We start from the raw sequence: 8623 nt of genomic DNA, 5'->3' as shown, positions 1-8623 counted from the left end.
TTGAAGGGCAAATCCGATCCCTTGGATGCCTATCAGGCCGCCGAGGCGGTCATCGCCGAACGCGGGATCTCCACGCCCAAGGCCCGCGACGGCGCCGTGGAGTCGCTGCGCGTGCTGCGTGCAGAACGCAGCTCCGCGATGCGCGCCAGGACCGCGGTGATCAACCAGATCAAGGGCCTGCTCACTGCTGCCCCGGAAGCCCTGCGCATCAAGTACCGGGGCATGACCAATCACGCCCTGATCGAGGCCTTGGAACGCTCCCGGCCGGTCCGAAACCCTGCCGACCCGCAGAGCGCCACAGCGATCGTTCTGAAACGCCTGGCAGCCCGGTACCGGCACCTGGACGAGGAACTGGCCCTCGTCGAAACCGAGCTGGACGAGGTCGTGGCCCTGCAGGCCACCTTGCTCAGGGACCTGCACGGAGTCGGCACCGATGCTGCCAGCCAGCTGCTGGTCACCGTCGGCGACAACCCCGAGCGCGTGACAAACCAGGCCAAATTCGCCGCCCTGGTCGGAGTCTCACCCATCCCGGCATCATCAGGGAAAACCGTTCGTCACCGGCTCAACCGCGGAGGCGACCGGGCCGCCAACAAGGCCATCTACCATGTTGTCGTGACAAGGATGGCCAGCGACCCCCGCACGAAGGCCTACGTCGCCCGCCGCACTGAGGAAGGCAAGAGCCGGATGGAAATCATCCGCTGCCTCAAACGCTACGTGGCCAGGGAAATCTACGCCCAGATCCACCACCCCACGCCGGCACCGGACGGCGGACTCCTGCGCGTTAGCCGAAGAAAACAGCACATCAGCCTACAAGCGGCAGCCAATGCCCTCAAGACGAATGCCACCGCGATTTCCCGACTCGAACGCGGCCTCGCACGCGATGACGACCTCTACGAACGCTACGAAACCTGGCTCAACCAGGACCACGAAAACACGCTCAAATCAGCCGCATAAGCACTCTTGACAACCATAGGAGCATCCAATCGATGAGGCGGCCCGGCCTACGCCAGGTTCCGGTCCGCGTAGACCTGCATGGCGTCCCGCACGAACGCGGCTCCGGCTTCTCCGCCGTAGTTGGCGCTGAACCGCGGGTCCGCCACGTACATCGCGCCCAGCCCGGTGAAGTAGCCGTACGACACGTCCTGGCCGCCGTTCGCGCCCGCGAGCCAGTCGAACTGCCGCTGCGCCAGCACCTGGGCCTCGTCGGAGTCCGGCGCGGACCCGGCTTCAGCGGCGGCGATCCAGTCCCGCATCAGCGTCCGCGTCTGCTCCTGCCAGGCCGTGCGCGCGTCGTCCGACATGCCGCGCCACCACTGGTCGCCCTTGGCGTAGGCCTCCTTCCCCCAGCGCTGCTCCACCTCCTCCTTGTACTGGGTGTGGTCGAAACCGTTGAACATCTCGCTGGCCATGAGCTCCTCGCCCCTTTCTGTCTTCGTGATGGTGGTCAGCACGGACTCGATCTGCCGCTCCAGCCGGTCGCGCTCCTGCAGCAGCAGCTCCAGGTGCCCGCGCAGGGCCGCGACCGTGTCCGCAGCGCCCTCGAGCACGGCGGCGATCTCCGGCAGCCCAGCCCCAGGCCGCGCAGCAGCAGGATGCGCTGCAGCCGAAGGAGGCTGCCGCCGTCGTAATAGCGGTACCCGTTGTGCCCGATCCGGCTCGGTTCCAGCAGGCCGATGTCCTGGTAATGCCGCAGCGTCCGGCTGGTGGTGCCGGCGGCTTTCGCGACCTCCTGGATGGACAACTCGGCCATCGCCGCACGGGAAGCATTCGTCATGGCTTCCACTATGGAGGTTGACGCAACGTCAAGGTCAAGCCTTGGCTGCGCTTTGCCAGTACGACGGCGGCGGGCGGGTTGAGAGGGGCGGGTTTCCTTCGGGAGGTGGACCTGTCCGGGAGCGAGTGGGTCCGGCGGCGGGTAGCCTTGGCTCGTGCAATCCCAGCGTTCCGACCGCACGAAGGCCGTCCGCGAGGGCATCCGGCTCCCGGCGCCGCTGGCGCTTGCCCTGGCGCTGCTCGGCGGGGTGGGGCTGGCGGTGCAAAGCCGGCTTAACAGCGAGCTCGGCATCGTGCTGGAGGACCGGGTCGGCGCGGCGCTGGTCAGCTTCGGCACCGGCCTGGTCGCCGTCTTCGCTTTTGCGATGCTGCGGCCTGGTCCGCGAGCCAAGCTGCGCGAGCTGCCGGCGGTGCTGGCACGGCGGGAGTATCCGCGCTGGTGGCTGGTGGCCGGCGTGATCGGCGCGTTCTATGTGTTCGCGCAGGCCGCCACGGTGGGGCCGATCGGCCTGTCCCTGTTCACCATTGCGATTGTCACCGGCCAGATGGCCTCAGGGCTGGTGATGGACCGGATCGGGCTGGGGCCGGGGCGGAAGATCGCCGTCAGCCGCAGCCGGGTCGCCGGCGCGATGCTGGCGTTCGCCGCGGCTGTCATCGCGGCCAGCGCGCACTTTGCGGCCAATGGCGGGCCCGGCGGTGCCGGCCTGGGCACCGGCCTGCTGGTGCTGCTGATGCTGATCCCGCTGGTCTCCGGGCTGCTGCAAAGCGTGCAGCAGGGCATGCTCGGCCAGATCGGCACCGTGCACGGCAGCCCCGTGATCTCCACTTTCCTGAATTTCGCCACCGGCACCGCCGCACTGCTGGCAGCCTGGGGCGTGCAGGCCATGGCCGCGGGCCGGGCCGATCTGATGGCCGGGCCGTGGTGGCTCTATCTCGGCGGGCCGCTCGGGACCCTCATCCTGGCGAGCGCCACCATCTGCGTCGCCAGCACCGGCGTGCTGCTGACCAGCCTGGCCGTGATCTGCGGGCAGCTCGCAGGCTCGCTCGTGCTGGACATTGCCTGGCCTTCCGCGGGCAGCACCGTCGGCCCGCTGACGCTGGCCGGCATCGCCCTCACGGCGCTGGCCATGCTGGTCACCGCCGGAAAACTGCCCGCCTGGCTGCGCCGCCGCGGCTGACCGCGCGTCGGCTTAGCCCGCCGCGGACGGCAGCGAAGCCGGCGAACCTCAGCCGTCCTCGCCGGCTGCCTCCCGATGCGCCTGCCGGTACGCCTCGATCTGCCGGTGACGGCGGAGCAGGCTCTCGCGGCGGTGGGCGTCGTCCCCGGCCGTCAGCTCAATGTGCCGCCTGCCGAACCGCCAGAGCAGCACGTCGTCCAGCAGCCGGTCCGGCCCGGGGGAGTAGCGGTGCTCCAGCGCGCGACGGACGCGGGTGATGGCGTCGGCCTGGAGCAGGCTGACCAGCTCCGTGGTGCGCTTGATTCCATGCGCCGCGAGCAGCTCGGCCGCCCAGCCCCAGTCGTCGTCGGCCTTCCGGTCCACGTGCGGCAGCAGCGTCTGCCACACCTCGCGGATCCGGTTGGGCGTCAGCGGCGCGGCGCCCTCGCCGTCCTCGTCCCAGTAGCCCATCACGGTTTCGTAGCGCTCGTGCAGCTCAGAGAACACGGTCTCCACGGACTCCAGCATTGCCGCCGTCGCTACGAACTGGCGGTCAAAGTAGGGGCTCCACGCCCTCGGGTCTGCCGCCTTGAACCGGATGCCGTGCTCGATCTCGGACCACGCGTGCGCGAGGATGGTGCGGATCTGGACCTCGAAGATGTAGCTGCCGTTCGGCTTGGCCGGTTCGCCCAGCACCCGCTGGTATTCCTTCACCACGTCGTTCTGGATGGTCCGCATGATCAGGTGCCGGCTGGAGTACCCGTAGGTCCCGGATTCGATGTAGCCGATGTCCTTCTCCCGGTCGCTGCGGCAGTCGAACTCGCTGCGCAGGCGCTTGAGCACGTAGGCGGCTTCGCGGATTTCGTGCGGCAGGCTGACGATCACGCGGACTCCGACCAGGTCGTTCAGCTGCCGCAGCGGATCCGGGAACTCCAGGACCGGCGGCGCGCCCGGCTCCGACGCCGGCAGCGTCCGCGATGCTTTGTCCCGGAAGGACTCGACGCTCTTGGTCCGGGCGGCGACGAACAACGGCTTGAGGTCAGTGTCCGCGAAGGCACTCCGGACAATGCCCTGCATCTCCCGGGTCACTTTCTCCAGCGCCGGCCGCACACGCGCGTACTGCTCCGTGCTGGCCTCGACCGCCGGCCGCAGCTTCTCGTCCAGCCGATCCCACCGCAGGCCCATCCGCAGCTCCTTCCAGTCCACCGGTACTTTTCGAGCATGCCGCATCACGAGCGCGCTGCCCAGCCCCACTGGGCGGCAGGCGATTCAGCCCCTCCGGATCGGAATCACCGACGGCGGCGTCCCTTGGGTATTTGCAGGCGGCAGTGTCCTCTTCGGTGCTTCGCCTAACGACGGCGGCGCCAGCCGGGCAACCTTCGTTCGCCTTCGAATTCCGTTGGCCCGTAATGGCTGGATTGAGCCTTGATTCGGCCCCCAATCCAGCCACTACAGGCCAACAGATTTTGGCTCACGAGCGCGGCGCCCTCATGCGTGCTTCGTTAACGACGGCGGTGCCTGGGCCCGCGGATCCGCTGCGGTAGGGGGGACTAGCGGTAGCGGCGGCGCAGATCCTCCTTCGGAGACGAGCCCTCGGCCGGCTCGGCGATCCACGGGCCGGTGCCCTCGGACGGATCGACCACGCCGGTCTCGAGCCAGGTGTAGCTGCCGCCCAGCACTCTGTTGGCCAGCCGCCGGTCAGTGGCGTCGGAATTGCGCCACAGCTCCGTGAACAGCTGCCGAACGCGCTCGCGGGATTGCAGGCAGAAGGCATCCGCCAGCTGGTAGGCGTCCTTGCCCTGCTCCGGGTACTGCGAGCGCAGCAGCTGGGCCCGGCTGCAGCAGGCGGCCATGGCGAAGAGCTCGGCGCCGATGTCCACGATCCGGCCGAGGAAGACCTGCCGGTGCTCCAGCCGGGCCTGCCAGCGGCCCATGCCGGCGAAGGTATGCCGGGCGAGTTTGCGGCTGCTGCGTTCCACAAATCGCAGGTGGGCCGCCAGCGGGCCAAAGTCCCGATAGGACGCCGGGTTCATGCCTTCGCCGGCGAACAGCCCGGGCAGCCAGCGCGCGTAGAAGCCGCTGGCACCAACCGCGGCCTTGGCCTTGGCGGCAAGGTCGGCGTCTGCCGAGGCCAGGTCCCCTGCGGCAGACAGATGCGCGTCCACCGCCTCGCGGGCGATCAGCAGGCGCATGATCTCGCTGGAGCCTTCGAAGATGCGGTTGATCCGCAGGTCCCGCAGCTGCTGCTCGGCCGGCACCGCGCGCTCGCCGCGGGCAGCCAACGAGGCTGCCGTTTCGTAACCGCGGCCGCCGCGCAGCTGCACCAGCTCGTCCGCCACACGGCAGGCCATCTCGCTGGACCAGAGCTTGGCCAGCGCCGCCTCGATGCGGACGTCCTTCGCCCCGGCGTCCGCCATGGAGGCCGAGAGCTCGAAGACAGCCTCCAGTGCGAAGGCCGTCGCGGCGATGAACGCGATCTTCTGGCTGACCGCTTCGTGCTTGCCGATCGGCCGCCCCCATTGCACCCGGGCGTTGGACCATTCCCGGGCGATCTTCAGCGACCACTTGCCGGACGCCGCACACAGGGCCGGGATGGACAGCCGGCCGGTGTTGAGCGTGGTCAGCGCGATCTTCAGGCCTTGCCCCTCCTTGCCCAGCCGGTTGGCGGCCGGCACGCGCACGTTGTCGAAGCGGGTCAGCCCGTTTTCAATCCCGCGCAGCCCCATGAAGGCGTTCCGGTTCTCCACGGTGATGCCGGGAGCGCCCGCCTCCACCACGAAAGCGCTGATGCCCCCAGGCCCGCCGTCGTGCGGGGGGACTTTGGCCATGACGACGGCGAGTTCGGCGATGACGCCGTTGGTCGTCCACAACTTGGTCCCGTTAAGTACGTAGGCTTCGCCACCCTCGGTGGGTACCGCCGTCGTACCCAAACGCGCAGGGTCGGACCCGACGTCGGGCTCGGTCAGCAGGAACGCGGAAACCGCCCCGGCCGCGCAGCGGGGAAGGAACTGCTGCTTCTGCTCCTCGGTGCCGAAAACCTTGACCGGCTCGGGCACTCCGATGGACTGGTGCGCCGAGAGCAGCGCGCCCAGGCTCGGGTGGACCGAGCCGAGCAGCATCAGCGCCCGCCCGTAGTGCAGCAGGGACAATCCCAGCCCGCCGTACTCCTTCGGGATCTTCATGCCGAAGGTGCCAAGCTGAGCCAGCCCGGCCAGGTACTCATCCGGAATCAGCGATTCGCGTTCGATGAGCGCGCCGTCCATGGTTCGCGCGTACTCCTCGAGCCGGACCAGGAACTCCTCGCCGGCAGCCTCGGCCTCGGCAGTGGGCACCGGGTGCGGATGGATCAGCTCCAGGTCGAACCGGCCGAGGTACAGGTTCTTGGCGAAACTGGGCCGCCGCCACTCGGTTTCGCGGGCCTGTTCGGCGACCTCGCGGGCTTGGCGTTCACTGACATTGGCGCCGCCGGCAGACACCTGCGGATCGGTACGAGTGCTCATGGCAGTCCCCTTTGACTGGCGGGTCTGCACCGGGTCCGGCAGACCCTTTGAAGCTGTCTTTCCATGTTACTCCCGGGTAGCCGGAAAACCGAGGAATAATCGGCATTGGATGAAGCTTCAACTAACGACGACGATTCGAACCTGGGAGCAGACGTGGACTTTGGCATCTTTACCTTCGGCGAACTGAGCCGGAACCTCACAACGGGCGAAGCATTGTCCCCGCATCAGCGGCTGAAGGAGCTGATCGAGCTGGCCAAGCTCGCGGACCAGGCCGGGATCGGCTTCATTGGGCTCGGCGAGCACCACCGCCGCGACTTTGCCATCTCCGCACCCGAGGTGGTCCTGGCCGCCATCGCCCGCGAAACCAAGAACCTCCGCCTCGCCACGGCCGTCACCGTGCTTTCCACCCAGGACCCGGTCCGGCTCTTCGAGCAGTTCGCCACCCTGGACCTCATCTCGGATGGCCGCGCGGAAATCATTGCCGGCCGCGGCGCCTTCACCGAGTCGTACCCGCTCTTCGGCTATGAGCTCGCCGATTACGACGGCCTCTTCGAGGAGAAGCTGCAGCTGCTGCTGGCCGCCCGCGAGCAGGAGCAGCTGACCTGGCGCGGCACCCACCACCACAGCATCGACGGGATGGACATCGCCCCGCGTCCGCTGCAGCAGAAGCTGCCCGTCTGGGTCGGCGTCGGCGGCACGCCAGCCTCCTTCGAGCGCGCCGGCCGGCTCGGCCTGCCCCTTTATATCGCGCTGCTCTCCGGCCCGCAACACTTCGCCCGGCTCGTCGACTACTACCGCGAATCCGCCGCCGCGCATGGCCACGACCCGCAGCAGCTGCCGATCGGCACCGGCGGCCACTTCTTCGCCGCGCCCACCTCGCAGCAGGCCCGCGACACCTTCTACCCGTACTACCGGGCCTACTTCGAGCAGAACATGCCCCGGCCGACGGGCCACTTCCCGCGCGAGACCTTCGAGTCTTGGGCCGGGCCCGGCGGCGGCCTCCTCGCCGGCAGCCCGCAGGAGATCATCGACAAGCTGATGGTGCAGTACCAGACCTTCGGCCACGACCGCTACATGGCGCAGATCGGCCTGGGCGGCCTGCCGTTCGCCGAAACGGCCAAGTCCATCGAACTGCTCGCCACCGAGATCATGCCGGTGGTACAGAAGGAAACCCACACGGCCCGCCGCCCCTGATCAACCCGGCCGCTGCTCAGCCGCCAACGCCGCTCATTCCGCCGCCTCGAGCTGGCGCGGCCGCCGGCCTTCGGCCCGCTCGACATGCTGGAGCACGGCATCGGCGCACACATCCGGCCGCTCCCAATGCACCATGTGGCCGGCGTCGGTCACGAGCTCGTGCGACCAGCCGGGGTGGTCGTCCAGGAATTCGCGGACGATCTCCGGGGTCCGCGTCCCGTCCCGAGTTCCGGTGACTACCAGCGTCGGGGCCGTGATGAGGTCGGGCACGTCGGGTGCGGCGCCGGTGATCCCGGCCTCCATGCTTTGGCGTACGACGGCGGGCGGCAGCCTGAACGGGGCCAGGAACTTTTCGCGGTCCTCGCCCTGGGGCTCTTCGCCGCCGCGGAACCACGCCGCAAGCATCTCGTCCGCAGCCTCGTCCTCGGCCGGTTCGGGGCCGCCGAAGAGCCGGCGCAGTTTCTCCTCCGCTGCCGCAGACGGTGCGACCGGCACCATCCCCACCAAGGTGAGCGACGCCGTCGTTCTTGGATACCGCGCCGCGATGGTGGCGGCGATGCTGCCGCCCAGTGAATGGCCCACCCAGTGGATGGGGGAGCGGACGGAGAGCTCGAGCGCAAACGCGGCGGCCACATTCTCCACCGTCCACTCGAAGTCCCGGTCCACGGGCTTGCCGTAGCCGGGCAGGTCGAGGTTCAGCACCTCCCGGCCGGCCGCCCGCAGCCGTGCGGCGACGGGATTCCAGTAACTGGCCGGACAGGCCCAGCCGTGCAGCAGGACAACAGGAGCACGCATGCCTCGATTATGCCGCCCGGTAGCGGAAGGGGTGTGGCAATAGGGCAGCAAATCGTTTCGTAATCGGGGTCACCGTAGGCTAGCCTTACTTAAGTTCTTTTGGTTCGACCCGGAGGTGGCAGTTGGGGGCAGACGCCGCAGCGCGTGCACGCACCCTGCCGCGCCCTGCCGACGGTCCGGTCCGGGGCGCTTCGGCGGCTCCAG

General features: G+C 68.8%; 6 protein-coding genes and 1 pseudogene. 3 read left to right on the top strand and 4 right to left on the bottom strand.

Translation table 11 applies throughout. The features are described from left to right. Positions 1-954, top strand: a 954-nt coding sequence (locus D477_RS17595) for an IS110 family transposase (protein ID WP_043847555.1), incomplete at its 5' end; no start/stop codon positions are given. Between the two features lie 47 nt (positions 955-1001). On the opposite strand, the pseudogene D477_RS17590 reads toward D477_RS17595, so the two are convergent. Beyond that, positions 1002-1750: pseudogene (locus D477_RS17590) on the bottom strand (MerR family transcriptional regulator). Between the two features lie 178 nt (positions 1751-1928). On the opposite strand from D477_RS17590, the gene D477_RS17585 reads away from it, so the two are divergent. Continuing rightward, positions 1929-2951, top strand: coding sequence for a DMT family transporter (locus D477_RS17585; RefSeq protein WP_005272784.1), 1023 nt, complete (start codon positions 1929-1931; stop codon positions 2949-2951). A gap of 48 nt (positions 2952-2999) precedes the next feature. Here D477_RS17585 and D477_RS17580 read toward each other — a convergent pair whose 3' ends face one another. Together D477_RS17580 and D477_RS17575 are read right to left on the bottom strand one after the other, a co-directional pair. Continuing rightward, positions 3000-4115, bottom strand: coding sequence for a GTP pyrophosphokinase (locus D477_RS17580; RefSeq protein WP_005272782.1), 1116 nt, complete (start codon positions 4113-4115; stop codon positions 3000-3002). A 365-nt stretch (positions 4116-4480) separates the two neighbouring features. Further along, entirely contained in the window at positions 4481-6430 is a 1950-nt protein-coding gene (locus D477_RS17575; RefSeq protein ID WP_005272781.1) for an acyl-CoA dehydrogenase family protein, read from the bottom strand. Positions 6431-6535: 105 nt separating this feature from the next. Here D477_RS17575 and D477_RS17570 point away from each other — a divergent pair, with 105 nt between their 5' ends. Continuing rightward, a complete protein-coding gene (locus D477_RS17570) occupies positions 6536-7624 on the top strand; it encodes an LLM class flavin-dependent oxidoreductase (RefSeq protein WP_005272779.1) in 1089 nt (362 codons plus the stop codon). A gap of 33 nt (positions 7625-7657) precedes the next feature. Here the strand turns inward: D477_RS17570 and D477_RS17565 are convergent, their stop codons facing one another. After that, positions 7658-8419 carry an alpha/beta fold hydrolase gene (locus D477_RS17565; RefSeq protein ID WP_005272777.1) on the bottom strand — a complete coding sequence of 254 codons (762 nt, stop codon included), beginning with the start codon at positions 8417-8419 and terminating at the stop codon, positions 7658-7660. Between the last annotated feature and the right edge of the window lie 204 nt (positions 8420-8623).

The sequence above is a fragment of the Arthrobacter crystallopoietes BAB-32 genome (assembly GCF_000328305.2).
In the GTDB taxonomy this organism is placed as follows: Bacteria; Actinomycetota; Actinomycetes; order Actinomycetales; family Micrococcaceae; genus Crystallibacter; species Crystallibacter crystallopoietes_A.
Note: the sequence above shows the minus strand (reverse complement) of the source record. Positions and strands in the feature narration are given on the sequence as shown.

Excerpts from the sequence above, each read along its gene's own strand:
- D477_RS17575 (WP_005272781.1), bottom strand. The coding sequence starts at position 6,430 with ATGAGCACTCGTACCGATCCGCAGGTGTCTGCCGGCGGCGCCAATGTC.
- D477_RS17580 (WP_005272782.1), bottom strand. The coding sequence starts at position 4,115 with ATGGGCCTGCGGTGGGATCGGCTGGACGAGAAGCTGCGGCCGGCGGTC.
- D477_RS17565 (WP_005272777.1), bottom strand. The coding sequence starts at position 8,419 with ATGCGTGCTCCTGTTGTCCTGCTGCACGGCTGGGCCTGTCCGGCCAGT.